27 protein-coding genes are annotated in these 23,156 nt (G+C 53.8%); 9 read left to right on the top strand and 18 right to left on the bottom strand.

The genetic code is table 11. The annotated features are described in order from the left end of the window. Positions 1 to 7 precede the first annotated feature (7 nt). Positions 8 to 700, top strand: a complete 693-nt coding sequence (trmB, locus tag H7F11_RS03040; protein ID WP_193649803.1) for a tRNA (guanosine(46)-N7)-methyltransferase TrmB — start codon at positions 8 to 10, stop codon at positions 698 to 700. 330 nt (positions 701 to 1,030) lie between these two features. Further along, positions 1,031 to 2,158 carry an NAD(P)/FAD-dependent oxidoreductase gene (locus tag H7F11_RS03035; RefSeq protein WP_193649802.1) on the top strand — a complete coding sequence of 376 codons (1,128 nt, stop codon included), beginning with the start codon at positions 1,031 to 1,033 and terminating at the stop codon, positions 2,156 to 2,158. Positions 2,159 to 2,183: 25 nt separating this feature from the next. Here H7F11_RS03035 and H7F11_RS03030 read toward each other — a convergent pair whose 3' ends face one another. The 3 genes from H7F11_RS03030 to H7F11_RS03020 are packed head-to-tail and all read right to left on the bottom strand — an operon-like array spanning position 2,184 to position 5,570. Next, entirely contained in the window at positions 2,184 to 3,374 is a 1,191-nt protein-coding gene (locus H7F11_RS03030) for a glycosyltransferase (protein WP_227485210.1), read from the bottom strand. 11 nt (positions 3,375 to 3,385) lie between these two features. Then, on the bottom strand, positions 3,386 to 4,510 hold the full coding sequence (locus H7F11_RS03025; RefSeq protein ID WP_193649800.1) for a PilT/PilU family type 4a pilus ATPase: 1,125 nt from the start codon (positions 4,508 to 4,510) through the stop codon (positions 3,386 to 3,388). A 10-nt stretch (positions 4,511 to 4,520) separates the two neighbouring features. Continuing rightward, positions 4,521 to 5,570, bottom strand: a complete 1,050-nt coding sequence (locus H7F11_RS03020) for a type IV pilus twitching motility protein PilT (protein ID WP_193649799.1) — start codon at positions 5,568 to 5,570, stop codon at positions 4,521 to 4,523. 106 nt (positions 5,571 to 5,676) lie between these two features. Here H7F11_RS03020 and H7F11_RS03015 point away from each other — a divergent pair, with 106 nt between their 5' ends. The 4 genes from H7F11_RS03015 to bioB are packed head-to-tail and all read left to right on the top strand — an operon-like array spanning position 5,677 to position 8,432. Then, positions 5,677 to 6,348: a YggS family pyridoxal phosphate-dependent enzyme gene (locus tag H7F11_RS03015; protein ID WP_193649798.1), complete on the top strand. Its 672-nt coding sequence runs from the start codon at positions 5,677 to 5,679 to the stop codon at positions 6,346 to 6,348. Next, the gene (proC, locus tag H7F11_RS03010; RefSeq protein WP_193649797.1) at positions 6,345 to 7,172 is read left to right on the top strand and encodes a pyrroline-5-carboxylate reductase; all 828 of its coding nucleotides are present in this window, start codon (positions 6,345 to 6,347) and stop codon (positions 7,170 to 7,172) included. Before H7F11_RS03015 ends, proC begins: the two co-directional genes overlap by 4 nt. Next, positions 7,169 to 7,450 carry a YggT family protein gene (locus tag H7F11_RS03005; protein WP_193649796.1) on the top strand — a complete coding sequence of 94 codons (282 nt, stop codon included), beginning with the start codon at positions 7,169 to 7,171 and terminating at the stop codon, positions 7,448 to 7,450. The genes proC and H7F11_RS03005 overlap by 4 nt, the downstream gene beginning before the upstream one ends. A 37-nt stretch (positions 7,451 to 7,487) precedes the next feature. Next, positions 7,488 to 8,432 carry a biotin synthase BioB gene (bioB, locus tag H7F11_RS03000; RefSeq protein WP_193649795.1) on the top strand — a complete coding sequence of 315 codons (945 nt, stop codon included), beginning with the start codon at positions 7,488 to 7,490 and terminating at the stop codon, positions 8,430 to 8,432. 59 nt (positions 8,433 to 8,491) lie between these two features. Here the strand turns inward: bioB and H7F11_RS02995 are convergent, their stop codons facing one another. Continuing rightward, positions 8,492 to 9,055, bottom strand: coding sequence for an acyloxyacyl hydrolase (locus H7F11_RS02995; protein WP_193649794.1), 564 nt, complete (start codon positions 9,053 to 9,055; stop codon positions 8,492 to 8,494). A gap of 243 nt (positions 9,056 to 9,298) precedes the next feature. Between H7F11_RS02995 and H7F11_RS02990 the strand changes: the two genes are divergently transcribed. Next, the gene (locus H7F11_RS02990) at positions 9,299 to 10,312 is read left to right on the top strand and encodes an HlyD family secretion protein (RefSeq protein WP_193649793.1); all 1,014 of its coding nucleotides are present in this window, start codon (positions 9,299 to 9,301) and stop codon (positions 10,310 to 10,312) included. A 198-nt stretch (positions 10,313 to 10,510) separates the two neighbouring features. Here H7F11_RS02990 and H7F11_RS02985 read toward each other — a convergent pair whose 3' ends face one another. From H7F11_RS02985 to H7F11_RS02975, 3 genes are read right to left on the bottom strand one after another with little or no spacing between them, the layout of a single operon-like run. Beyond that, positions 10,511 to 11,230, bottom strand: coding sequence for a pyrimidine 5'-nucleotidase (locus H7F11_RS02985; protein ID WP_193649792.1), 720 nt, complete (start codon positions 11,228 to 11,230; stop codon positions 10,511 to 10,513). Beyond that, positions 11,227 to 12,087 carry an acetylglutamate kinase gene (gene argB / locus H7F11_RS02980; RefSeq protein WP_227485209.1) on the bottom strand — a complete coding sequence of 287 codons (861 nt, stop codon included), beginning with the start codon at positions 12,085 to 12,087 and terminating at the stop codon, positions 11,227 to 11,229. The genes H7F11_RS02985 and argB overlap by 4 nt, the downstream gene beginning before the upstream one ends. A gap of 28 nt (positions 12,088 to 12,115) precedes the next feature. After that, positions 12,116 to 12,742 (bottom strand): TetR/AcrR family transcriptional regulator, encoded by a 627-nt coding sequence (locus tag H7F11_RS02975; RefSeq protein ID WP_193649791.1) that lies wholly within the window; start codon positions 12,740 to 12,742, stop codon positions 12,116 to 12,118. Positions 12,743 to 12,919: 177 nt separating this feature from the next. Between H7F11_RS02975 and H7F11_RS02970 the strand changes: the two genes are divergently transcribed. After that, positions 12,920 to 13,858, top strand: a complete 939-nt coding sequence (locus tag H7F11_RS02970; RefSeq protein ID WP_193649790.1) for a hypothetical protein — start codon at positions 12,920 to 12,922, stop codon at positions 13,856 to 13,858. A 7-nt stretch (positions 13,859 to 13,865) separates the two neighbouring features. Continuing rightward, on the top strand, positions 13,866 to 14,162 hold the full coding sequence (locus H7F11_RS02965) for a zinc ribbon domain-containing protein (RefSeq protein WP_227485208.1): 297 nt from the start codon (positions 13,866 to 13,868) through the stop codon (positions 14,160 to 14,162). Between the two features lie 56 nt (positions 14,163 to 14,218). On the opposite strand, the gene H7F11_RS02960 is transcribed toward H7F11_RS02965, so the two are convergent. The 11 genes from H7F11_RS02960 to bioF form a co-directional block, all read right to left on the bottom strand. Next, complete coding sequence (locus H7F11_RS02960) at positions 14,219 to 14,587, bottom strand: hypothetical protein (RefSeq protein WP_193649788.1); 369 nt, start codon at positions 14,585 to 14,587, stop codon at positions 14,219 to 14,221. Between the two features lie 63 nt (positions 14,588 to 14,650). Then, complete coding sequence (locus H7F11_RS02955) at positions 14,651 to 15,667, bottom strand: CDP-6-deoxy-delta-3,4-glucoseen reductase (protein ID WP_193649787.1); 1,017 nt, start codon at positions 15,665 to 15,667, stop codon at positions 14,651 to 14,653. 75 nt (positions 15,668 to 15,742) lie between these two features. Then, positions 15,743 to 16,348, bottom strand: a complete 606-nt coding sequence (gene rnt, locus H7F11_RS02950; protein ID WP_193649786.1) for a ribonuclease T — start codon at positions 16,346 to 16,348, stop codon at positions 15,743 to 15,745. A 5-nt stretch (positions 16,349 to 16,353) separates the two neighbouring features. Then, positions 16,354 to 17,133: an ABC transporter permease gene (locus H7F11_RS02945; RefSeq protein ID WP_193649785.1), complete on the bottom strand. Its 780-nt coding sequence runs from the start codon at positions 17,131 to 17,133 to the stop codon at positions 16,354 to 16,356. 21 nt (positions 17,134 to 17,154) lie between these two features. Next, the gene (locus H7F11_RS02940) at positions 17,155 to 17,844 is read right to left on the bottom strand and encodes an arginyltransferase (RefSeq protein ID WP_264674702.1); all 690 of its coding nucleotides are present in this window, start codon (positions 17,842 to 17,844) and stop codon (positions 17,155 to 17,157) included. 8 nt (positions 17,845 to 17,852) lie between these two features. Next, complete coding sequence (gene aat, locus H7F11_RS02935) at positions 17,853 to 18,578, bottom strand: leucyl/phenylalanyl-tRNA--protein transferase (RefSeq protein WP_193649783.1); 726 nt, start codon at positions 18,576 to 18,578, stop codon at positions 17,853 to 17,855. 53 nt (positions 18,579 to 18,631) lie between these two features. Further along, on the bottom strand, positions 18,632 to 19,528 hold the full coding sequence (gene htpX / locus H7F11_RS02930; RefSeq protein ID WP_193649782.1) for a protease HtpX: 897 nt from the start codon (positions 19,526 to 19,528) through the stop codon (positions 18,632 to 18,634). Between the two features lie 116 nt (positions 19,529 to 19,644). Then, a complete protein-coding gene (bioD, locus tag H7F11_RS02925; protein ID WP_193649781.1) occupies positions 19,645 to 20,349 on the bottom strand; it encodes a dethiobiotin synthase in 705 nt (234 codons plus the stop codon). Beyond that, complete coding sequence (bioC, locus tag H7F11_RS02920) at positions 20,346 to 21,230, bottom strand: malonyl-ACP O-methyltransferase BioC (RefSeq protein WP_193649780.1); 885 nt, start codon at positions 21,228 to 21,230, stop codon at positions 20,346 to 20,348. Before bioC ends, bioD begins: the two co-directional genes overlap by 4 nt. Then, positions 21,227 to 21,988, bottom strand: a complete 762-nt coding sequence (locus H7F11_RS02915) for an alpha/beta fold hydrolase (protein WP_075322105.1) — start codon at positions 21,986 to 21,988, stop codon at positions 21,227 to 21,229. The genes bioC and H7F11_RS02915 overlap by 4 nt, the downstream gene beginning before the upstream one ends. Further along, the gene (bioF, locus tag H7F11_RS02910) at positions 21,985 to 23,154 is read right to left on the bottom strand and encodes an 8-amino-7-oxononanoate synthase (protein ID WP_193649779.1); all 1,170 of its coding nucleotides are present in this window, start codon (positions 23,152 to 23,154) and stop codon (positions 21,985 to 21,987) included. Before bioF ends, H7F11_RS02915 begins: the two co-directional genes overlap by 4 nt. Between the last annotated feature and the right edge of the window lie 2 nt (positions 23,155 to 23,156).

Here is a 23,156-nt window from a genome sequence, read left to right as displayed (position 1 = left end):
GGTTATAATGCCTGTCATGGAAGAAGCGCTCAATACCGGGCAACGCCCGATTCGCAGTTTTGTATTACGTCAGGGACGTATTACCGCCGCACAACGTCGGGTGATTCAGGACACCCTCCCTGCCCTGCAAATCCCAACCCGGGAACCCTGGCAGGATCCATGGAATGGGCAACGGGCCATCACCCTGGAAATTGGCTTTGGCAACGGGGAGCATCTCGCCGCCCTCGCCGCCGCACATTCCGAACAGGGTTTTATTGGTGCAGAAGTACATACTCCAGGGGTCGGTTCTCTCCTGTTGCAGATGGAAAATGCGGGCATTGATAATATCCGTATTGTTCATGATGATGTCGCGGCCTGGATGAAAACCCTGCCAGATGCTTTATTTGCGCGCATCATCATTCAGTTTCCCGATCCCTGGCCAAAAACCCGGCAACAAAAACGCCGCCTGATTCAGGCTGAGTTCGCGGACACCTTGCAGCGTCTGCTCAAAACGGGTGGAGAATTACAACTGGCAACGGACTGGGCTGATTACGCAGAACAAATGCTGACCGTCCTCAATCAGACCCAGGGCCTGATAAATACGGATTCTGGAAATAGCTTTTCGGAGCGACCCGCCAATCGTATTCCGACCCGTTTTGAACGTCGCGGCGAAAAACTCGGACACAGTGTTTATGATCTGGTGTATCGACGCACAAGTTGATCCTTAAACCTAAAAACGGCAGATGCCGTGGGTGCTTTTTGCTCCGTTGTTCCTCGCCTGTTGTTCCAGGGCTCATCCTGCTGTCAGGAGAGAACTCGCCCTGCGGGCTCAAACAGCTCTCCTGACGGGCGCTGGATTTCGCTAGGAACAACAACGGCTCAGAACAAAAGTCGCGGCAAAAAGCACCCACGGCATCTGCCGTTTTTAGGATAAAACTTTTCGGTATGCTGCCTTCCGTTATGGTGCAATATCCCGGAAAAGGTTTTGCGATATACTCACAAATCGGAGAAGATGCTTTTGAAGGTAAACCCATGAGAGAGGATCGCTAACATGCACAAAATCAGCATCATAGGAGCAGGGTTTGGGGGATTGACCGCCGTGCGGCAAATCCGCCGGCAGTTGCCCGATGCCGAAATCACCCTCATCGCCCCCAAGGCAGAGTTCATTTATTACCCCAGTTTGATCTGGATTCCCACCGGTCTCCGTCAGGGTGAGCAGCTCCGCATTCCTCTGGACCGGTTTTTTCAGCGCAAAAATGTGCATTTCCATGCCGGACGGGTGACGGAATTGCGCGACGCAGGCCGGACGGTCGTTACCGATCAGGGTGAAATAGCCAACGATGTTTTGATGATTGCCAGTGGTGGTCGGGGCCTGCGCAAATTGCCGGGCATCGAACATAGCCTGGCCATCTGTGACGGTATTGAAGCCGCCGAACAGATTCGCGACCGGCTGGCGGCCCTGGACAAGGGCACTATCGCCTTTGGCTTTGCCGGCAACCCTCAGGAGCCCACTGCCGTGCGCGGCGGGCCGGTTTTTGAGCTGCTGTTTGGCATTGACAGCTATCTGCGCAAAACCGGCCGGCGTGAACATATCGATCTGGTATTTTTTAATCCCATGACCGAACCCGGTAACCGCCTGGGCGCCAAAGCGGTTGCCGGATTACTGGCCGAAATGGAAAAACGCCAGATCAGGACGCATCTCGGTCATAAAATCACTGGATTTTCCGCAGACAAGGTCATGACGGAAGGTGGCGAAATTGCGGCGGACCTGATCCTTTTCATGCCCGGCATGACGGGGCCTGATTGGGCGCAACAATCCGGTTTACCGCTTTCGCCCGGCGGATTTGTCCAGGCAGATGAATACTGTCAGGTTCCCGGGCATCCAGGGGTTTTTGTGGTGGGCGATGCAGGCTCCTACGCCAACAGTCCAGACTGGCTGCCCAAGCAGGGCCATACCGCCGACCTGCAGGCCGAAGCCGCAGTGCACAATGCGGTTTTACATCTCCGGAACAAGGCTTCTGACAAGCCTTTCCGGGCTGAACTGGTGTGCATTGTGGATGCGCTGGACAGCGGCATCATGGTATTTCGCAATAAGGACCACGCCAGCGTTCTCCCCAATCCACTCTGGCATGCCGCCAAAATGGCTTTTGAATGGCGTTATCTACTGCATTATCGATAAGAACGCATCTTTCCTGCGGCATTCATCAGCTTTTTTCTCCAGACTGGTCATAGTGGCGCCCTTTCCAGGCGCCCCCTTTTCCCAGATAGTGACGGCGCGCAGAATCCAGCGTCATGAGCGTGTAAAACATTGCCGCCAGGGGCAAGGTCAAAACCCATAGGCTGTTCTGTGCATAGAGGCGGACGCTGGGTAAATAAGCCCTGAACATCAGAGCCAGGGTCAACACCGACAGGGCCAGCCCTATCCATTGCTGCTCCCAGCACCCGGCAATCAACAAAATCACCGGTACAGCGTAAAGAAATAGCATGCCCAATGTCGCCGCCAACAGACGCCATGGACTGAACTCCAGCTGCACATAGGCTGAACGTGCCACCATCCGCCATATTTCGCCGAAAAAACGATAGTCGCGCAGACTGTAACTTTCGGTACCCAACCCTAACCAGATAGGGCCCTGAATTTTCAACAGGGCAGCCAGAGTGCAGTCATCAATCAAGGCGCCCCGCATGGCAGCAAGGCCACCTGCCTGCATCAGCAAATCCCGCCGCAACAACATGCACCCGCCTGCTGCTCCAGCCAGCTTGCGACGCGCATCATTCACCCAGGGAAAAGGATAAAGCATCTGAAAAAAGAAAATGAAGGGAGGGATCAGCAGGCGCTCCCAGAAACTGCGACAGGACAACATCACCATCAGCGACACCAATGCGCGGTTTCCACGCTGCTGCTGGTCCACCAACCGGGTGAGCACATCGGGGCCATGGACAATGTCCGCATCGGTAAACCAGAGTAGCGACACAGCATCAGCAGCCAGCGTTCCCTGATGCATGGCCCAGACCTTGCCTGTCCATGCTTCGGGAAGAGCTTTTCCGCTGAGAACCTGCAGACGGTCAGAAGCATCCAGTTTTTCCGCAGCCTCTTTCGCCAGCAGCGCGGTTTCGTCCTGACTTTGATCATCCACCACAATGACCCGTAAATCTCCCGGATAATTCTGGCGCAGCAAGGCACTTACACAGGGTCCAATGCCTTCAGCCTCGTTTCGTGCCGGGACAATGGCGGTTACGGCCGGGAATCGGGTGGCACAGGCGTCAGCCTTATTTGTAGATACGGCGCCCAGGACCGGTAAGCGCTGATCAGTGCGCCAGAAATATCCCCGGGCAAAAAACAGCACCAGCCAAGCCAGGAGAACCAAACCAGCCAGCGCATCGAACAAGCAAGACAAAAGGCCTCCTGCTATACCTGCCATTTGTCCTCGGAAGAATGCATGGCACCCGGGTCTCCAATACCCCGGCGCAAACAGTCCTGCTTAATCGCCAGACGCAGATCATTTTGCGAATCGGCCGCGCGCAGCGCATCTTCATATTCCACCAAACCCTGGGCGTACAAATCCAGCAGGCTCCGATCAAAGGTTTGCATGCCTACGTCGTTGGTACGCCCCATGGCTTCCTTGAGCATTCCGACTTCACCTTTGTATATCAGGTCAGCAATCGCCGGAGTATTAATCAGCACTTCCATGGCGGCAATCCGTCCAGCCTGACCCTTGATAGGCAAAAGCCGCTGGGAAACAACGGCTTTCAGATTCAGGGATAAATCCATCAGCAGCTGCTTTTTCCGATCTTCCGGAAAAAAGTTGATGATGCGTTCAATAGCCTGATTGGCATTATTGGCATGCAAGGTAGACATGCATAAGTGCCCGGTTTCTGCATAGGCCATGGCATGATCCATCGTATCCCTATTACGCACCTCACCAATCAAAATCACATCAGGCGCCTCACGCAGGGCATTTTCCAGTGCTCTTTCATAAGTAAGCGTATCTATACCGACTTCCCGCTGATTAACAATAGATTTCTGGTTTTTATGGATGAATTCAATAGGATCTTCGATAGTCAGGATATGGCCGGCAGCATTCTGATTACGATACTGAATCATGGAAGCCAAAGAGGTGCTTTTACCCGAACCCGTTGCGCCCACAAACAGCACCAGGCCCCGCGCAGTCATGGCGAGATCCTTCAGAATGGATGGTAACCTGAGCTGTTCCAGGGTCGGGATTTGGGTTTTAATGGCACGCAACACAAAACTCAGTTCACCACGCTGATAAAATCCATTGACCCGAAAACGCCCGATGCCGGGAGCTGAAATGGCCATATTGATTTCTTTTTCATGCTGAAATTCCTGCAGACGTTCCACCCCCAGTATTTCCTTGGCGAGACTGAGCACCTGCCCGGGTTTCAAGATGTCTGAACCCAGATTTACGGCGCGCCCATCAATTTTCATGACCGGTGGAGAACCCACGGTAAGATATAAATCAGAACCGTTTTTTTCGACCATCAACGCCAGCAGATCATCCAGTACAGACATTTGATATACCTCAGGCAACATTCATGAAACTGTCTTTGTTCTGCACCCGGCGCATCGCCTCTTCGCGGGTGATTTTATGCGCACGCACCAAATCTGCCAGGCATTGATCCAGCGTTTGCATGCCTTGGTTTTGTCCGGTCTGAATGACTGAATACATTTGTGCCACTTTGTTTTCGCGAATGAGATTACGAATGGCCGGAGTGGCAATCATGATTTCATGAGCCGGAACCCGGCCTTTTCCATCGGCAGTTTTCAGCAGGGTTTGCGAAATGACCGCCCGTAAGGATTCAGATAACATGGAGCGGACCATGTCCTTTTCCCCACCCGGGAAAGAATCGACAATTCGATCAATGGTTTTAGGTGCTGAACTGGTATGTAGCGTCGCAAAAACAATGTGTCCGGTTTCTGCTGCCGTCAAGGCCAGACGCATGGTTTCCAGATCACGCAATTCACCGACCAGAATAATATCCGGATCTTCACGCAGCGCCGAACGCAGGGCGTTTTCGAAGGAATGGGTATTCGGCCCCACTTCACGCTGATTGATCAGGCACTTTTTAGCCGTATGGATGAACTCTATGGGATCTTCGATGGTAATAATATGATCCGGCCGATTAGCGTTGATATGATCCACCATGGCCGCCAGGGTCGTGGATTTACCAGATCCGGTTGGTCCGGTAACCAGTATCAGTCCACGCGGAATATTGATAATCTCCGTAAAGGATTTTGGCGCATTGAGATCTTCCAGACTCAGCACCTTGGCCGGAATGGTACGAAATGCCGCAGCAGGTCCCCGATCCTGATTAAAAGCATTCACCCGAAAACGTGCAATACCGGGCAGTTCATAGGCAAAATCGATTTCCAGATTTTCTTCATACCATTTTCGCTGGGAATCCGACATGATGTCATAAATCATCGCGTGGACCGCCTTTCCGTCCAGTACTTCAACATTGATGGGACGTATATCGCCGTTAATGCGCAACATGGGTGCAAGACCCGCAGATAAATGCGTATCTGATGCATTATTTTTCACCGCGAAGCTGAGTAGTTCAGCAATATCCATCTATAAATCTCCACATGACATGGTAATACCCGGCATTTGGGCATTGGGACTCATGCGCGTTACTATAGTCGACCTTGGCCATTTCGCCCACGTTTCATGGAGCAGCATGTCCCTCGCTGAAAATCTGGCAAATATAAAACGCTCTCTACGGCAGCCCAACCGCCCCATATTACTGGCGGTGAGCAAAAGGGTTCCGGCGTCTGTCATCCGCGAAGCCCATGCCTTGGGAATGCGTCATTTCGGTGAAAACTACCTTCAGGAAGCGCTGGAAAAACAGGATGAACTACGCGATCTGGGGGATATTTGCTGGCATTTTATCGGACGGATTCAGCGTAACAAAACCCATGAAATTGCCCGGCACTTTACCTGGGTCGAAAGCGTCGACCGCCTGCTGATTGCCCAACGTCTGAACAACGCCAGACAGGAAGCTTCGACTCCCTTGAATGTGCTGATTGAAGTGGCCGTCAGCTCGGAAGACAGCAAGGGAGGATGTCCACCTGCTCAGCTTGCGACACTTGCAGAAGGCCTCCAGCAACTCCCCTTTCTCCGTTTGCGTGGCCTGATGGCATTGGTCCATCCCGACCCTGATCAGGCAAATGCCAATTTTCAGAAAATGCACTGCTTATTCAATACGCTGCTACAAAGCGGGAATTATCCTGACCTGGATACCTTGTCCATGGGAACTTCGTCTGATTTTGTGCAGGCGCTGGAGCATGGAGCCACAGAAATCCGCTTGGGTACGCGCTTGTTTGGCAGCCGTCACCAGGAGGCACCATGATTGAACAAAACATCGTATTTATTGGCGCAGGCAATATGGCTCGCGCTCTCATTTCCGGAATGCGCCAGCTTGGCATACCAGGTAGCCAGATTCAGGTACATGCCCCCAGTACCCAGCGACGTGAAGCCCTTGCCGAAGAATTCGGACTGCGTAGCCGTCCTGCCAAGGCCGAAAAGCTGCCACAGAACAGTCTGGTGATTTATGCCGCCAAACCCAAACAGGTAGATGGGATTCTCAGCGATTGGCGGGAATCATTCGTAGATGCCCAGGTCCTTTTTGTATCCGTTGCAGCAGGCATTTCCAGCCAGCAAATGAGCCGCATCCTGGGAGAGAATGTGGCCGTAGTCCGCGCCATGCCCAATACACCTGCGCAGGTGGGAGCGGGAGCGACGACCCTTTTCGCCCAGGCAACGGTCAAGGCATCGCAGTGCGACATCGTGCAGCAGATTTTCTCTGGGGTGGGTAAGGTGTTCTGGTTGCATGACGAATCCCTGATGGACGCAGCTACCGCCCTGGCGGGCAGCGGTCCTGCCTATGTGTTGTTATTTCTGGAGGCGCTGGAAGACGCCGCCGTACTCCAGGGTCTGGATCGGGTCACCGCCCGGGCCCTGGCTTTACAGACGGTGTGGGGTACCGCCCAGATGGCTGCAGCCAGTCCTGCGAGCCCCAGTGAACTGCGCCACCAGGTCACCAGTCCCGGTGGGACGACCGCTGCCGGTTTGGCGGTCTGGGAAGAGCAGTTGCGGCCTCTGGCCCAGCGTGCCCTGGCTGCCGCCGCCGCGCGCAGTCGTGCTCTGGGTCAGTCACTGAAGACCAAAGCATGAATGAAATCAGCATTGAAGCCGCTCGCCTGACGGATCTGGTACTCACCCTGCTGTTCTGGGCCATCCTGATTCGCGCCATTTTATCCTGGGTCCAGCCAGATCCCCGTAACCCCATTGTCCATTTTCTGGACCGGGTTACCGGACCCATCCTTTATCCCCTGCAGCGGATTATTCCTCCCATTGGTGGAATGGACCTCAGCCCGCTGGTGGCCCTTTTACTCATTGAGTTATTGAAAGGTCTGCTGGTCAATGCCATTCTGAACCTCGGCGGCGTTTAATACGCCAGGCAGCTCTCGACACGAACCGGAAACGCACATGACACCTTCTAAGCACGCTTACAACCTGGACAGCATCCTTGAAATCTATGCACGTCCTTTCAACGATCTGATTTTTGAGGCGCAGCAAATTCATCGTCAGCATTTTGATGCCAATACCATCCAGTGTTCCACCTTACTGTCCATCAAAACCGGTGGTTGCCCGGAAGACTGTGGTTATTGCTCGCAAAGCGTCCATCATGAAAACAGCCTGAAACCGGAAGCTCTCATGGATATTGAAGCCGTGCGCAGTGCCGCCGCCGCCGCCAAAGCCAACGGTGCGCAACGCCTGTGCATGGGGGCAGCCTGGCGGTCTCCACATGACAAGGATATTGAAAAAGTCGCCGCCATGATTCAGGTGGTCAAAGAGCATGGGCTGGAAAGCTGCGTCACCCTGGGCATGCTGAAAAGCGGGCAGGCAGAACGTTTGCAGTCTGCCGGACTGGATTACTACAATCACAATCTGGATACCTCCCCGGAATTTTACGGTGAGGTCATTCATACCCGCAGCTTTCAGGATCGTCTGGATACCCTGGAAGCCGTCCGCGATGCGGGCATCAAAATATGTAGTGGCGGTATTCTGGGCATGGGTGAATCGCGCCGGGATCGGGCCCGAATGCTGCAGGTGCTGTCGCAACTGCCTCAGGCACCGGAAAGCATTCCCATCAATGCACTGGTACCCATTCCCGGCACGCCTCTGGAAGCGGCCACGCCCATTGACGGCCTGGAGTTTGTCCGCACCATAGCCGCTGCCCGGATCATCTTTCCACAAGCCTATGTCCGCCTTTCTGCAGGACGGGAAACCATGAGCGACGAGTTGCAGGCCCTGGCTTTTCTGGCTGGCGCCAACAGTATTTTTCTGGGAGATCGCTTGCTGACCACCAGCAATGCCAGCAGCGGACATGACCAGATTTTATTTGAAAAGCTGGGGCTTCACGCCGGATAGCAGAAAGCCCTCTGACCCATAAGGAATTCAGAGGGCGTATCCAGATCTGAAAACTCCAATCAGGAATGCTCCCCAAAGGACAGGGGCATGGAGTAATTGAGCATGATTTCATCTTCGCCCGGATCGCTCTTTTTGATAAAGGCATTGGAAATATGGGCGATTTTCAGACCGAAACGCGACTGATTGGCAAACTGATAATCAAGGCTGAGCTCCAGACGAAACTGAAAAGTGCCATCCAGATATTTACCCCGCCCTTGATGATAACCACCCATGGCCAAAACGGGAGTCAGCACCCAGTGATCCCAGGCAACATCTGTATAAAAGCCCGTATAGCCCATAAAGCCGCCATTCGTATTGGCCATCAGCCCATAGACAGCACCCACCCCGAATAACTTGGCACCGGTTTGGTATTCCAGGTTGAGTTCTGGAAGCGTCGCATTGGAATATCCCGGCCCCGGACTCACGCCCGCCGCATTAAAAGCACCAAGACCAATATTAAAGTACGAAGGGCCGCCCTGAATCACGTGCAAACCTTCACCGTCCGCCAGTGCTGGAGTTGCCGCCAACAATCCGAGAACGGCACAGCCTAAAATACCCGCCCGGGCCCACTGCTTATTTTTCATGATTACTCCTTAGTATCCAGATTATTCATACATCATCTTGCCGACTTGAAGTGTTTAGGTTAAGGTATCAACCGAACGGTCAGTATGCGATTTACTTCCGAACCTGTCAAAATTTCACAACAGGACTGAAGTTACGCTGCTGTCTTACCGGAGTGCCCTGGAACCCAGTATATACGGAATATTATGGTTCGTTGATAGGGCAGTTCTGGAATTGGCTGCTGTAATTGCAACACAAGGAAAGCTATGCGCTGGCTCAAACGCTTTTTGGTCCTGATCATTCTCATTATTGTCGCTTTCGGTGCCTATGCCTATTTTCAGATTGCCAATTATTACCCCAACACCGATGACGCCTACATCCATGCCCATGTGGTCAACATTGCGCCACGAGTGACCGGACATATTGTTCACATTTATGTGCGCGACAACCAAGTGGTACACGCCGGGCAGCCTCTGGTCAAAATAGACCCCGAGGCCTACCAGTACGATGTAGAGAAAGCCGAGGCAGAACTGGCTCAGGCAGAACGCCAGACGGATGCTATTCAGGCCAACATTGCAGCAGCCGAGGCGCGCGTCAGCGCAGACCAGATCACTTACCAGAACGCCCAGCGCAATGCCCAACGTGCTGCGGCACTGGCAGCTCAAAAATACCTTTCTGCCCAGGAAGCAGACAACCGGATGACGGCCGCAAAAGGAGCCATGGCGCAATGGCAAGCCGAAAAAGCCAATTTGTCTGCCACCCGCGCCCAGCAGAGCCTGAATGCAGCCCGAATCGCCGCAGCCAAGGCCGCACTGGGGACCGCCAAAATGTATCTTGCGGAAACGACGTTATATGCGCCCATCACCGGAGTAGTCAGCAAAGTCGACAAAATTCATGTGGGTGATGTCGTCAGCATCAACCAGGATCTTTTCCCGTTGATCGGTAATGCCCAATATTGGGTGGAGGCCAATTACAAGGAAACCGATCTGAATCGGGTTCATACCGGGCAGACTGCCCGTATTCAGGTAGACATGTATCCCAACCACAAATTCAAGGGGACGGTGGTCAGCCTCAGCGGCGGTGCCGGCAATGCTTTTTCCCTGTTACCACCGGAAAATGCGACAGGTAACTGGGTAAAGGTCACGCAACGGGTGCCTGTACGGGTAATGATTACCAATCCTGATCCAAAGCTGCCCTTACGTATTGGTACCAGCGCTTCGGTCACCATCAATACCGGTGGTGCACCGGGTTGGGTCAAGTTTCTGAAACCGCTTCTGTAGTCTCCTGAAACGGCAGTGGGGCTTGTAAGCTTTGCAGCGACTTTTGTTTTGAGCCGTTGTTGTTCTTGGCGAAATCCTGCGCCCGTCAGGAGAGCTGTTTGAGCCCGCAGGGCGAGTTCTCTCCTGACAGCAGGACGAGCCTTAGAACAACAGGCAAGGGACGTTGGAGCAAAAAGCTTAAAAGCCCCCACTACCGTTTCAGGACAAACCGTAATGCCAGCCCATGATTGATGGAACCCGGCGATGGGCGCTACGCGAACGCCTGCGACTTTTTTCAATGTGTACCGTGTGCATACCCATCCAGCGCGCAGTCCGCAAATTGGCCAGGGTGTCATCAAAAAAAACACAACGCCAGGCGGGAACTTTCAATCTGTTAAGCACCTGGTGATAAGCATGATGGTGAGGCTTTCCCTGGAAACCTGCAGTCTCCATGTCAAAGACATCCTCCACAATATCCGCCACACCCAAACGCTCCAGCACCCGCCAGGCATGACTGGCCACGCTGTTCGTAAAAACAAATACGGGGCCGGGAAGTTGCACGAGCCAACGACGTAATTCCGGATTTTCGGGGACCTGGGCAGACAGAACCGGGGGATGAATGGCTTTCAGGAAAACCCGTGGGTCAACAGTATGGTGCCGCATCAAACCCGCGAGGGTGGTCCCATAAGTCCGCCAGTAATGGCGCCGCAACTGATCGGCGGCTTCCATCTTCAGGCCAAGCTCCTCCATCAGGAACGCATTGATGTGCTCATGCATCCAGGGAAAGCAGTAACGGTCAGCGTCATACAGGGTATTGTCGAGATCAAAGAGGAAAACCGGCAGTGTACTTCGCCGCCAGCCTAGCAGACGCCGCTTGCGGGCTGCCACAGAAAAAGCGTGTCTGTTACGCTGCGGATCAGGAACGGACAGTTTTTTCAATAGCTGCCGGCAATCAGCGTCCCCACCCCGGCGTCGGTAAAAATCTCCAGCAACAAGGCATGAGGGACTCTGCCATCAATAATATGCGCGGCCTTTACACCCGCAGCCACAGCATCCAGGCAACACTGAATTTTTGGCAGCATGCCACCATATATCTGACCATCGGCAATCATTTGTGCCACTGCGCTGGCCTCCAGGCGGGTTTGCAGGGTACCCTCTTTATCCAGTACCCCAGCCACATTGGTCATTAAAATCAGCTTTTCGGCTTTCAGGGTGGCGGCCAGCGCTCCGGCGACCAGATCGGCATTGATATTGTAAGACTCACCCCGAGCGCCGACGCCAATGGGAGCCACTACCGGGATAAAATCGCCCTGGTCCAACCAGCGAATGACTTCCGGATTGACGGCAGCAACTTCACCGACCATCCCCAGATCAGCCACCGCATTGCGCAGCGGTCGGGCGCGGAGCAAAGCCCCATCTTTGCCGGTCAGCCCCACTGCCCGCCCCCCGGCACGATTGATTCCCTGAACAATTTCCTTGTTGACGCGACCTCCGAGCACCATTTCCACCACTTCCATGGTCGCCGCATCGGTTACGCGCATGCCATCCACAAAGCGGGTTTCCACGCCCAGACGTTCAAGCATGGCGCCAATTTGCGGCCCCCCGCCATGAACCACCACAGGATTCATCCCTACTTGCTTCATCAAGGTCACATCATAGGCAAACTGCTCTTGCAGATGCGCCTCTGTCATCGCATTACCACCATATTTGATCACAATGGTCTGTCCATGAAAGCGCTGCATATAGGGCAGGGCTTCCACGAGAACATGGGCTTGCAGTTGAGGATTTTTATCCATAAGAATCTCTTGTGTTATGAATCAATATTCAGGATGGGGCTGGAACCAGCCCACGCAAAAGAATTTCGACAATACCCGCAACATATCCGGCAGGGTCGTCTGCAAAAGTAATGGGGGGGTAGTGTCGCAATATGTCTCGCGACTGGAAAAAAAACACGTTGGCACCCAAGAGGAGCGTAGCGACCAGGGCTGGATCAAAGTCCTGGCGAAATTCGCCCCGGCTTTGTCCCAGCTTCAGAACATCTACCAGCGCAGAAAACATATCCGCGAAACCCTGCTCGGCAAATTCCTGTGCCCGTGGCGCGCCCCTTTCCAGGATTTCCCGCCAGACCAAACGCACCAGTTGCGGCCTGTTCAGCAGTGCCTGCAGATGATTGCGGGCAAAATGCCGCAATACATCCAGAACCGAGCCGTGGGCGCTGACGGCTTCGTTCAGCACCGCGCGCAGATTATGGCTGGCCACGCGCAAAACCGCGAGATACAGCGTGTCTTTATTCGGGAAATAGTGATAAATGTTGGCTTTACTGATACCGGCCTCGCAGGCTATGGCATTCATGGAAACCGCATCAAAGGCTTTATCCGAGAAGAGTTTTTCGGCGGCAGCGAGGATACGCTGCCGCCCCTCTCCTTCTACCATCGCCAGCGTATTATCCATAAAATTCCCTCAGCGATCTGTTTCCACATATTATCAGCCAGTTGAAAAACATCCGACCAATCGGTCAATATCAGATCAGTGTAGCATCAACAAAGGCGATTGTCGCTTTACAGTAAAAATCTAACCGTTATCCTTGGCATTCATCCTCAAGATTGGTCACTGAAAAAGGAAGCTCCCATGTTTAGTCATTCTCCCAGTCAGGGAGACCTGTCTTTTTCGCTATTGCTGCGCGCATTACGGGGAATCACCCTCTGGCAACCCATTTTGGTGTATGTTCTCGCCGTTTTTATCGGTATGGCGGGCCTCGAATTTTTTGTACAGTGGCCAGGTGGGATGCTGGGTGCCAGCATCGGAATGCTGATTTTGTTCGTCAGTTTTGGTGTGGGGTATCTGGGTGCCGGCGGGGTACTATTACATGAAGCCCGGGGTGACTCCTTACCTGGGATTTTGCACAGTCTCCGCTTTGGCTTAAAATCGCTACCCCGGCTGATTGGCTTGCTGATCATCGAAAGTCTTTTACTCTTTGGCATTTTTGTGGTTGAGCTACTGGGATTTCTGGCCTGCAAAATACCAGGAATAGGAGCGATTTTGTTTGTACCGCTTTTCCCGGTGGCCATGTTGATAAATGCCGTGGTTTTCGTTCTGGCCATCATTGTTTTCAATCTGTCCGGTCCAGCGCTTTGGCATGGCGAATCGGTCAGCAACTCCCTGCGCCACACTATTGGTATTGCCCGTAACAAACCCGGCTCCATTTTGCTGATGATGTTGTTACTCGGAGTTTTATCTGCTGGTCTGGCAGTCATTATCGCCATCATTCTTTACACCGGATACAGTATGGCACTGTCCGCTGCGGCCCCAGCTCTGGCCAGCGAACTGAGCCGTAGCGCCGATATGTTTTGGCAGATGATGGATGCGATTACAGGTAACCCTTTTATGCTGGACCATGCAGCGCATTCCAGCATCACTGCGAATACTGCCCTGTATAATGTCGGGCTCAGCATGGGGATGGGAGTTGCCACCGCATTGGTTTTCATTATACCCAACGTCGTATTTTTGCTGGGCATGGCCCATATTTATATTGAGGCTCTTGAACTGGTTGCCCCTGAGGATGTCTAACTTGCTTATGAAAAAATGGTTACGCCAACTGGAAATCGAAAAAAACCGCTGCCAAAGTTGTGGTATGCCCTTACAGTTTGATCCGCAAGGCGGTGGTACGGAAAGCGATGGCAGCCACAGTCGGGATTACTGCAGTTACTGCTATGCAGATGGCGCATTCAAGGACCCCCAATTAACTCTGGAATCCATGCAACAGCGGGTAAGACAATTGATGCGCAAAAGACAGGCACCTTGGTATATTCGTGCCTATATGGCCCATCGGGTACCCATGTTAAAGCGTTGGCGCAGTTGCAAACGCTCATGACCGACGTAAAAAAGCCCCCGAATTCAGTAATTCGGGGGCTTTTAACTACAGGAGATTCAGAGCGCGCTGCGCGGACGCCGTCCACGACGTGGCTTGAGTTCCTGCATCAATGCATTTCCATGGGAGTCCAGTTCCTGCAGGGCATGATGGTTATCGCCTACCCGATCCCGTACTTCGGCAATAGCTGCCAGAATCTGGGTAGGTTCCCAATCAGGTACCAGGCGGGAAATGCGCTCCATCAAAGACCGCCGCTGTGCTTCACGTTCGCGTTTGGCACGCGGATTTTCCTGCAAGGACTTTTTCTGCTGCTCAATTTTGGCCAATTGCTCGCGCAGGCGCAATTCCGTTTGACGTTGCTTCTCTTCCAAATCAGCAAGGCGCTCTTCGGCACTGCGACGATGACGTTTTTTTGTTTGAGATTCCATACCCGCTCACTCCTGAAAAAATAAGTTGAAATTTTGGCTAAAGTCGCCAATAAAATTATTATGTCAGCTTGTTTTTGCTTTGGCAAATACAAATGCGTCTGCGAATATATGTTCTGAATCCAATCCTGCCTGAGCTAAAGCCGCAGATAAAGAAAAAACCATATCCGGATGGCCGCAAATATAAGCATCAAAAGCACTGGCATCAGGAAAATCTTTAATCACCTGCTCTGTTACATATCCCGTAGGACCCGACCAGTGGCTATCCGGCTGCGAGACAATTTTGGTCAGATTAAAATGGCTGTGGAGCGACTGCCATTCCTGTAACAGATTTTCATAATAAAAATCTTCAGAATGACGCACCCCCCAATAAAAGTGAATTGGCCGTACCGATCCCTGAACAAAAAGTGATTCCAGCATTCCCTTGATCGGCGCAAAGCCTGTTCCTGTAGCCACCATCAATAACGGCCGGGTTGATTCCTGGCGAACAAAAAAAGTGCCCAAAGGTCCTTCAAATCGCACAATATCCTTTTCTTTCATTGCTGAAAAAACGTGCCCGGTGAACGCACCTCCCTCTACTTTCTTGATATGCAATTCCAGCAAAGCGTCATCATTGGGGGTATTCGCCAGCGAGAAACCCCGGCGCCCGCCATCCTTCAGAAGAATGTCTATATACTGGCCGGGGAGGAACTGCAGGCGCTCTGTACTGGGTATTTTGAGGAACAGGGCGCGCACGTCCGGTGCTACGTCCTCAATTCTAGCCACCCGTGCCGGCAGGGTTTTAATCTGAATATCCTTGGCTGCTCCAATTTCGCGTACTTCAATTTTCAGATCAGATAGGGGCATAGCCTGGCAAAACAGGGCCAAACCGTCCACTTTTTCAGCTTCACTGAGCACTTTTTCTTCAATATCTCCATAATCTACCGTGCCGCTTAAAATACGCCCCTTACAGGTTGCACAAGTACCATTGCGACAGCTGTAGGGAATATTAAAGCCATGACGCAGTGCCGCTTCGAGGATGGTTTCATCACTATCACAATCCATCTCGTGACCGCTGGGTTCAATTGTCAGACGATAAGGCATGTTTTGCCCCTCTTAAAATGGTAGATGCCAATATTCTAACAGAAGCACCGGGTGTTGACTGCTGCTGCAACAACTTCAGGAATATTCCCGATTCAGGTCAAAGCCGTTCACTATCTTGCAAAATAGTTCAGCCGTCTGGCGCGCATCATATAACGCTGAATGTGCCTGTTCATGATCCCAGGGTAAACCTGCCGCCAGTGCCGCTTTGGCCAGTACCGTTTCACCATAAGCGAGGCCCGCCAGACTGACGGTGTCAAAAGTACTGAACAGATGAAATGGATTGTTTTTCACTCCAGAACGTTTTTCTGCCGCCTTGATAAAAGACAAATCAAAGGCGGCATTGTGACCTACCAGAATCGCCCGTCGGCACTGTGCAGCCTTAACCGCCGTACGAATGGCGCGAAAAATGTTGCGCAGTGCTTCTTCTTCGGAAACCGCTCCGCGCAATGGCTGAAAAGGATCAATTCCGGTAAAAGCCAGTGCCGCCGGATCAAGCACCGCGCCCGTAAAGGGCATGACGTGAAAGTGATGGCTGGCTACCGGTTTCAGCTGTCCCACTTCTCCACCGATAATGACCGCTGCCACCTCCAGCAAAGCATTACGCTCTGGGTCAAAACCCGCCGTCTCCACATCCACCACTACGGGCAAAAAACCACGAAAACGTCCAGCGAGTGCGGCCATATCAATTATCCTTCTGTACGCTGAGAAAATGTCAGGGCGTAAGGTGCCGCCAACAAGACCGCCGTAGAAACACTCAAGGTGACTGAGGCGGTCAGCATCAGCATCACCACCAACTGCATGGAAACAGCTGCAAGCGGCGCCATGCCCGCCAGAATCATTCCCGCTGTAATACCTGGAATATGAATCATGCCGACACTTTTCAGGCTATCAATGGTAGGAATCAGCGAACTGCGCACCACAATGCCGTAGAGACTGCGCATGGCCTGACGATGTCCGGCACCCAGCGCCAGCATCGCCAGCAACATATCCTCGCGCTGATCAATTTCACTGCGCAAACGATTCAACGCCAGAGATACGGCATTCATGGCATTGCCAATAATCATCCCGCCAATAGGCACCAGAGATTCGCCGCGCCAGAATACCAAACCGGAAAACAGCATCCAGGCCAGCGTGACCGTTGCCGCAATACCAATACTACCGACACCAATCCAGTAGGCATGCGGAATCCCAGCGCCCCGTTTGCGGTTGAATCGGCCGGCCATGAGAATCATCAGCACCAGAAACACCAGCAGTAACCAGGGTTGATGCTGACGGAACAACCAGCCCAGCACAAAACCCATAATTCCCAGTTGTAACGTCGCGCGCGCAGCCGACCAGAGCAGGTCCTTGCCGACCCCCAACTTTTGCCATGCCGACAGGGCCCAGGCACTTCCCAGCAGCCCCAATACGCCGGTCAGGGCCCAGGGTGAAAAGGTACGGAATATATCCGGTGCGGCATTAAGCATGGATGTGATTTTCTATCTGGATTAACGATGGGTGGAAAGCAGTCGCCATTCACCGGCGATAAAACCTTCCAGGGGCGAAAAACGCCTTTTATAATCCATTTTTGAACTTTCTGCGACCCAATAACCGAGATACAGATGTGAAAATCCCTGCTTACGGGCCCATTCAATTTGCTTTAAAATTGCAAAAGTGCCCAGTCCACGCTTCGCCAGGTCCGTCCGATAAAACGTATAAACCGCCGATAATCCATGCGCCAGCTGATCAACCAGAGCGACAGCCAAGGGCTCCTGGTCTTTTTCAAACACCAGCAACCGCGAATCCACAGCACTGGTATCCGTCATCAATTCTGCATACAGACGATCAGCATCCTGGTCCATACCGCCATCCGGATGTCGCAAACGCTGGTAGTCGGCAAACAGGCGGGCATGTTGCGCATCCGGATAAGGCCTTACCACACGCATGCTCAGATCCTGGTTACGTGCCCAGGTGCGTTTTTGCCCCCTGTCCGGCTGGAAATGATCCACCGGGATACGAACGGAAACACACGCATCACATTGCGGACACATAGGCCGATACGCGACGGGACCATTGCGTCGAAAACCCTTTCGTAACAGTTGATCGTATTCCACGCTTTCCAGCACTGCGCGCGGATCACTCAATACCAGCAATTCTTCCTGTTCCGGCAGATAGGGACAGGTTTGCAAGGTCGACATATAAAAACTCATCGCCAAAAAATGTGCTCCCAGGGCAAAAGCTCCTGCCACGCCCCTTGAGTTGCCTGGGCTTTCAATCTGGTCAAAAGCTGCAAAAATTCAGCACGTGGAATTTCAGAAGCGCCCATGCTTTGCAGGTGTGGGGTCAAAAACTGGGTATCAATCAGACCAAAACCCCAATGCGCCAAATGTCGGGCCAACCAGACCAAAGCAATTTTTGAGGCGTCGGGAACCCGGCTGAACATCGATTCTCCGAAAAAAATTGCGCCCAGCTCAACGCCATATAATCCACCAACCCGCTGGCCATGTTGAAGAATTTCCACACAGTGGGCAGCACCCGCAGCAAAGAGATCCAGATAGGCATTACGCATCTCGACAGTTATCCAGGTCCCGCCCTGACCTGAACGCGGAGCCGCACACTCATCCATAACACCAGCGAAGTCCTGATCGAGAACCACCTGCCAGGACGCGACTTCAGCATTTTTCATTAAACTGCGACTGATATGAATGGCACGGGGTTCCAGCACCCCACGAGGATCAGGGGACCACCACAAGATGGGATCTTCCTCACCAAACCAGGGGAATACACCCTGAGCATAAGCCTGAAGAATACGCTTTCGGGATAAATCACCCCCTACTGCAATCAGGTTACTGTCGGCTTGTTCCGGATCCGGAAAAATGACGGAGGCATTTTGACTGCTGAGGAGAACCGGTTTTACCCGTTCAGGGCGCAATGCTGTCCACTCCCATATTCAGGTGCATCTACAATCACTCCCCAGCCAGAACACTACGAATAACTATACCCTTTTTGCAGAGCCTGCAAAGCCGCAACCCGCGCTTCCAGGCTGGGGTGGGTCGCAAAAAGCCCCTTCCAGCTACCCGAAATATAGGCAGTCGCCATGGGATCACGGACCGCATCATGCTCGACGTGCATGGCTGTAGCCCGCTGATGCAGCTTCTGCAAAGCAGAAATCATCGCGCCAGCCCCAATCTGCTCTGCGGCAAAACGATCTGCTGCAAATTCCCGGCGACGTGAAAACCAGGTGATGGGAATCAGCGCCAAAAACGACAAGGCAACCTGCAGGAACATGGAAACCGCAAAAGCAATCATCGGGCGATCATCAAATTGCCGGGCCGCCAACATCGACAACCAGAATACAAAAGTATTCATCAGCCCCTGAAGCAACGTCGTGCTGACCATATCGCCATTGTAAACATGACCCATTTCATGGGCCAGCACCGCTCGAACTTCATTATCATTGAGCAGATTCACGAGCCCGCTGCTGACCGCCACCATGCTGTGGTTACGCCCCGGCCCCGTAGCAAAGGCATTGGGATCATCACTCCAGTAAACCCAGACTTCTGGCATCTGGATGCCCAAACGCGTAGACAACTGTGCCACGGCATCGTAAATCAGCCGCTCCTTGGCGGACTGAGGTTGCTCGATGCGTTGCATCTGCATACCTGCCCGCGCCAGATGCTTGGACATCAGCAGGGAAATAAAAGCTCCCCCAAAACCAATGACCAGCGCCCAGAGTAAATCGGTCATACTGACCACCCCGCGCAGATCTACGCCAAAAGCGGGTAAAACCAGATTCACCAGGACCGAAAAAGTAATGGAAAGGGTGATAAAAATAAGTAAATTAGCACCCACCAACAAGGCTATGCTCTTGAATGATTTCATGACATTCACGCTCCATCAGAATATCTACGGTTTACTGCCACGGCTCCCGCTGTAATACCCGCCGCGCCGTGATCAGCTGCCCTCTATTTTTTATGGCAGCCGTTTGAATCCTAACATCATTCCCAACACGTCGGAAGAGACAGATACTGACTCCTGCAGACACTGGTTGCCTCTGCCTGAAAGGGGATTTCTCCCAGACAGGGGCTGGGCATCAGTCGCTGCAAAGTTTCCAGGGTTCCCGGAGCGAGATCGGGTTGAAGATGATTAGCCACCCAGCCCGCCAGCGGCAACGCACGGGCAAGAATAGCCTCGGCGCTAAGCAGGGCATGGTTGATGGCACCGAGGCGCAGACCTACGACCAGGAGCACCGGAAATTGCAAACCAAGGGCCAGGTCAGCAAAACTCCAATTATCACCCAGCGGGACCAGAAAACCGCCCGCTCCCTCTACCAGTACGGCATCCATATCTGCTGACTGCTGTTCAATAAAGCGCTGAATCCTGTGCCGGTCCAGGGTCAGGCCGGCTTGTGCTGCCGCCCAATGCGGAGCGATGGGCGGATCCAAAGCATAAAGGCAGGTTTGTTCAAAAGAGCGTGAGGGCGTTGACGCGGTGCGCAGAATTTCCACGTCACTCCACTGCCCATTGGCTTCCACACCGGAAACCACCGGCTTCAAGGCTGCGACCCGGCCCATTTCACGTGCACAGCGTTGCGCCAGAGCAGCTGTCACCGCCGTCTTGCCCACACCTGTATCCGTCCCGGTGACAAAAAGACTCCGGAGCGGCTGCGCTGGCGGATTTTCCAATCTTTCTGCCAGATTCATTTAATATGCCTCCGCATTTGCGGATAGGGCAGGGTAACTGCGCCATCCTCTCGAATCTCAGGACGCGGTCCACTACTCCAGGCATGCCCGTAAACCACCTCATAGGTGGCTGGCAAACGCCCATCTTTACGAAACTGTTCATAAGCATCGCGCAGGATTTGCAAACGACCGGGCGTCAACAAACCGCGTGGGCGATTGACCGAGGCATTGGTCGCACCAATGTTGCGCAGATCACGCAAAAGATCCTCCAGCGCTGCGTAAGTCAACTGAAAATGTTCGACATCCAGCACCGGCATTTCATAGCCCTGGCGAACCAGGGCATCGCCAATATCGTGCATATCCATAAATGGTATGACATGGGGTTGATCATCCAGCCTGGCAAAAGACTGGCGCAACTCGGTGAGGGTATCCGGACCCAGGGTACTGAACATCAACAGCCCCCCGGGACGCAGGACCCGGGCAAATTCGCGCAGCACCCGATCCAGATCATTACACCATTGGATGGACATGTTGGCGAAAAGCAGGTCCATGGATCCTGTCGCCAGCGGCAGATGTTCGGCATCCCCCTGACAAAAGTACTGGCGTTGCCGCCAGCTCTTGCGCAGTCGCGCCTGCTGGAGCATGCCGACGGCCAAATCCACCGCCAGCAACCGTGCCTTGGGATAACGACGATTCAGGCGCCGACTTTGCAGGCCGGTGCCACTGCCCAGATCCAGAATCCATTGTGGTTCCAGCTTGACCAGGTCCAGTCGTTCGATGAGTTGCTGGCCTACCTGGTCCTGAAGAACAGCACTGGCCTCATAGGAGCTGGCAGCCTGGTCAAAAGCGCGGCGGATCGCGCGCTTTTCCAGCTGATAATCTGCTGGCGTCGATGGATTCATGCCCAGACCTCCAAAAGAGCATCCCGGCAGGCTTGCGGCTGCGATAAAAAGGGCGCATGCCCTGCCTTTTCAAGCACATGCAGATGGCTGCCGGGAAGATGTTGCTGCAGGTAAAAACTGGCTTCCGGAGGCACAATGCGGTCCTGCGCACCATGAATCAGCTGAACCGGCATGGACAAGCTATCCAACCGATCGCGTAAATCTACTTCGTGGAGAAGAGTCAACCCATCAGCCAGACAGACAGGATCAGGCGACGGCCAGTTGCTCATGCCCTCCAGCGCGCGTCGTCCTTGTGGATCACCTAAAACCTGCAGGGCTAAAAACCTTTTGCGGGTTCCCTGGGGATCACTGTGCAGGCGCTGGCCAAAATCTTCCAGGGTTGCGGCAGGAATCCCTGCCGTCCAGTCTGGACGCTGGCGGAAACTCGGCGAACTCGCCATCAGTACCAACCCTTTCAACGAGGCGGGCTGCGTCAGACCCAGTCCGAGGGCGAGCAGCCCACCCAGAGACCAACCCAACAAAATCGGCGCCTCTACTTCACGATCCAGCATGTCCGTCAACTGTTCCAGAACATAAGCCCATTGCATGCCATCCGCCGTACAGGGGCTGCGGCCATGACCGGGCAAATCGTAGGAAATGCAGGTAAAATGCTTTTCCAGAAAAGGGCGCCAACCCGCAAAAACCCGGCTTTCCATGCCCCAGCCGTGGAGCAACAGCAAGGCTGGCCCTTGACCCGTCTGTTCCCGATACCAACTCATAAAATCTCCCGAAGGGCGGTCACCAACTGCGTGAGGTCTTCGCGATGATGCGCAGCACTGAGGGTAATCCGCAAACGGGCGCTGCCCTTAGGCACGGTCGGGGGGCGCACTGCCGGGCAGTACAGTCCGGCCTCGCGCAATCTGGCAGCCGCCTGCACAGCCGCCGTTGCCTCTCCCAGTACCAGCCCCTGAATGGGCGTTGCGCTGGGCAGCCAGGGCGCATCGGGAAGCTGGGCATGCAGCCAGTCCTGATGCTCTACCAGGCAGGCACGACGGGACTCCCCGCCGCGCAACAACTGCAAAGAGACCCGCGCTGCCGCCGCCAGTGCCGCAGGCATGGCCGTATGATAAATAAAACTCCGTGCCCGGTTACGCAGCAGGTCGATCAGATCCTGACTGCCTGCCACAAAGGCTCCATAGACGCCAAAGGCCTTGCCGAGCGTCCCCATGATGACATCCACAGAGTGCGTATCCAGTTGATAGTGCGCGAGGGTTCCTCGCCCCTCTGCGCCCAACACGCCCAAGGCGTGGGCTTCATCGAGAATGATTCTGGCCCGATAGCGGCGGGCAAGGGTTACGATTTCAGGCAGGGGGGCGAGATCACCGTCCATACTGAATACACCATCGGTGATGATCCACGCCTGCCCCGAAGTACCGCGCTCCAGCAGCTGCTGCAAATGCGCCATATCGCCGTGCCGGTAACGCTGCAGACGCGCCCCGGACAGACGCACACCATCCACCAGAGAGGCATGATTGAGACGATCGGCGTAAACCCGGTCCTGACGGCCGACCAGGGCGGAAATAATTCCCAGATTGGCCAGATAACCACTCCCGAAAAGCAGCACGGCTTCCACACCCAACCAGCCTGCCAAATCTGCCGCCAGAGCCTGATGGGCCGGACGCTCACCGCCCAGCAGGGGGGCTGCGCCGGCGCCCACCCCACTGCGTTCCATTTCGGCAATGGCTGCCTGTCGTAACGCGGGCTCCCTGCTCAGACCCAGATAGTCGTTACTGGCAAAAGAAAGGAGTAAGCGACCTTCCGCATCCACAAATTGCGGACGATCGGCGTCCGGGTCCGGTTGCAGAGACTGCAACTCTCGCCATAGTCCCTGCCGACGAATATCCGCAAGCTGCGTACTCCAGGTATTTTCTGCTGTATCAGACATAG

Origin of the sequence: Acidithiobacillus sp. HP-2 (assembly GCF_015100155.1) — a bacterium.
GTDB lineage: Bacteria > Pseudomonadota > Gammaproteobacteria > Acidithiobacillales > Acidithiobacillaceae > Acidithiobacillus.
This window is presented reverse-complemented; position numbering and strand designations above follow the sequence as displayed.

What these genes read in the sequence shown, in the direction of transcription:
- H7F11_RS02955 (WP_193649787.1), bottom strand. Translation starts at nt 15,667, where the DNA reads ATGCCTTATCGTCTGACAATTGAACCCAGCGGTCACGAGATGGATTGT.
- bioF (WP_193649779.1), bottom strand. Translation starts at nt 23,154, where the DNA reads ATGTCTGATACAGCAGAAAATACCTGGAGTACGCAGCTTGCGGATATT.
- H7F11_RS03005 (WP_193649796.1), top strand. Translation starts at nt 7,169, where the DNA reads ATGAATGAAATCAGCATTGAAGCCGCTCGCCTGACGGATCTGGTACTC.
- H7F11_RS02945 (WP_193649785.1), bottom strand. Translation starts at nt 17,133, where the DNA reads ATGCTTAATGCCGCACCGGATATATTCCGTACCTTTTCACCCTGGGCC.
- H7F11_RS02960 (WP_193649788.1), bottom strand. Translation starts at nt 14,587, where the DNA reads ATGGAATCTCAAACAAAAAAACGTCATCGTCGCAGTGCCGAAGAGCGC.
- H7F11_RS03025 (WP_193649800.1), bottom strand. Translation starts at nt 4,510, where the DNA reads ATGTCTGTACTGGATGATCTGCTGGCGTTGATGGTCGAAAAAAACGGT.
- trmB (WP_193649803.1), top strand. Translation starts at nt 8, where the DNA reads ATGCCTGTCATGGAAGAAGCGCTCAATACCGGGCAACGCCCGATTCGC.
- H7F11_RS02975 (WP_193649791.1), bottom strand. Translation starts at nt 12,742, where the DNA reads ATGGATAATACGCTGGCGATGGTAGAAGGAGAGGGGCGGCAGCGTATC.
- bioC (WP_193649780.1), bottom strand. Translation starts at nt 21,230, where the DNA reads ATGAATCCATCGACGCCAGCAGATTATCAGCTGGAAAAGCGCGCGATC.
- H7F11_RS02970 (WP_193649790.1), top strand. Translation starts at nt 12,920, where the DNA reads ATGTTTAGTCATTCTCCCAGTCAGGGAGACCTGTCTTTTTCGCTATTG.
- bioB (WP_193649795.1), top strand. Translation starts at nt 7,488, where the DNA reads ATGACACCTTCTAAGCACGCTTACAACCTGGACAGCATCCTTGAAATC.
- argB (WP_227485209.1), bottom strand. Translation starts at nt 12,087, where the DNA reads ATGGATAAAAATCCTCAACTGCAAGCCCATGTTCTCGTGGAAGCCCTG.
- H7F11_RS02915 (WP_075322105.1), bottom strand. Translation starts at nt 21,988, where the DNA reads ATGAGTTGGTATCGGGAACAGACGGGTCAAGGGCCAGCCTTGCTGTTG.
- bioD (WP_193649781.1), bottom strand. Translation starts at nt 20,349, where the DNA reads ATGAATCTGGCAGAAAGATTGGAAAATCCGCCAGCGCAGCCGCTCCGG.
- rnt (WP_193649786.1), bottom strand. Translation starts at nt 16,348, where the DNA reads ATGGCCGCACTCGCTGGACGTTTTCGTGGTTTTTTGCCCGTAGTGGTG.
- htpX (WP_193649782.1), bottom strand. Translation starts at nt 19,528, where the DNA reads ATGAAATCATTCAAGAGCATAGCCTTGTTGGTGGGTGCTAATTTACTT.
- H7F11_RS03020 (WP_193649799.1), bottom strand. Translation starts at nt 5,570, where the DNA reads ATGGATATTGCTGAACTACTCAGCTTCGCGGTGAAAAATAATGCATCA.
- H7F11_RS02940 (WP_264674702.1), bottom strand. Translation starts at nt 17,844, where the DNA reads ATGTCGACCTTGCAAACCTGTCCCTATCTGCCGGAACAGGAAGAATTG.
- H7F11_RS03015 (WP_193649798.1), top strand. Translation starts at nt 5,677, where the DNA reads ATGTCCCTCGCTGAAAATCTGGCAAATATAAAACGCTCTCTACGGCAG.
- H7F11_RS02990 (WP_193649793.1), top strand. Translation starts at nt 9,299, where the DNA reads ATGCGCTGGCTCAAACGCTTTTTGGTCCTGATCATTCTCATTATTGTC.
- proC (WP_193649797.1), top strand. Translation starts at nt 6,345, where the DNA reads ATGATTGAACAAAACATCGTATTTATTGGCGCAGGCAATATGGCTCGC.
- H7F11_RS02965 (WP_227485208.1), top strand. Translation starts at nt 13,866, where the DNA reads ATGAAAAAATGGTTACGCCAACTGGAAATCGAAAAAAACCGCTGCCAA.
- H7F11_RS02995 (WP_193649794.1), bottom strand. Translation starts at nt 9,055, where the DNA reads ATGAAAAATAAGCAGTGGGCCCGGGCGGGTATTTTAGGCTGTGCCGTT.
- H7F11_RS03035 (WP_193649802.1), top strand. Translation starts at nt 1,031, where the DNA reads ATGCACAAAATCAGCATCATAGGAGCAGGGTTTGGGGGATTGACCGCC.